Raw genomic sequence first — 1160 nt, 5'->3', positions numbered from 1 at the left:
TGTCATCTACACCTCCGGGTCCACCGGTGTGCCCAAGGGTGTGGTGGTCAGCCATGCCGGTTTGGCGAACTTCAGTGCCGAGCAGGTCGAGCGGTATCGGTTGAGTCCGGAGTCGCGGGCGTTGGCGTTCGCGTCACCCTCGTTCGACGCTTCGATCCTGGAACTGCTGCTCGCTGTTGGGTCGGCCGGTGCGCTGGTCGTGGTCCCGACGGGTACTTATGGTGGTGCCGAGCTGGGTGAGTTGATCGCCCGCGAGGGTGTCACGGTCGGTTTGATCACCCCGTCGGTGCTCGCGTCGCTGGATCCGGCTGATTTGGCGGGTATGGAAGTGATCATCGCTGGTGGTGAGGCGATTTCGGCGGATCTGATGGCGAAGTGGTCGACCGCGCCTGAGGGTGGGGTCGGGCGCCGTTTCCACAATGCCTATGGTCCGACGGAAGCTACTGTCGCGACGAATATCAGTGGTGTGCTGCGTGCGGGTGATCGGGTCACCATCGGTGGCCCGGTGCGTGGTATGCGGGCGCTGGTTCTGGATGACCGCATGCAGCCGGTGCCCGAGGGTGTGGCCGGTGAGCTGTATGTCGGTGGTATCCAGCTGGCGCGTGGCTACCACGCCCGTGCCGGCCTGACCGCTGAGCGTTTTGTGGCCGATCCGCATGGCGGGCCGGGGTCGCGTTTGTATCGCACGGGTGACATCGTGCGTTGGCGTCGTGATGCTGCTGGTGATCCGGCGGTGGAGTATGTGGGTCGTAATGATTTCCAGGTGAAGGTGCGTGGTTTCCGCATCGAGCTGGGTGAGATCGACGCCGCCCTCACCGGTCACGAGTCCGTCGATTTCGCGGTCACCGTCGGCCACAAGAACGCTGCGGGTGCGACCTCGCTGGTCTCGTATGTGGTGGGCACGCCTGGCGTGCATGTGGATGTGGCGGTCGTGACCGCTCATGTCGCCGAACAGCTGCCGGACTACATGGTCCCCGCGACGGTGATGGTGATCGACCGGATTCCGTTGACCCCGGCCGGGAAGTTGGATCGTAGGGCGTTGCCGGAGCCGGTGTTCCAGGCGCGTACGGCGTTCCGTGGTCCGCGTACCGCGGTGGAGCAGGTTATCGCGGAGGTGTTCGCCGAGGTTCTGGGTGTGGACCGGGTGGGTGTGGATGATT

At 64.7% G+C, this 1160-nt stretch carries 1 protein-coding gene; it reads left to right on the top strand.

What is annotated here, in order from left to right; all coding sequences use genetic code 11:
• Nucleotides 1-1160: AMP-binding protein (locus ACWDU1_RS32470; RefSeq protein WP_450004238.1), on the top strand; the 1160-nt coding region annotated here is incomplete at both ends.

Source organism: Nocardia sp. NPDC003345 (assembly GCF_053589395.1).
The sequence above is the reverse complement of the archived record's forward strand: the minus strand, read 5'-3'. Positions and strand labels throughout refer to the sequence as shown.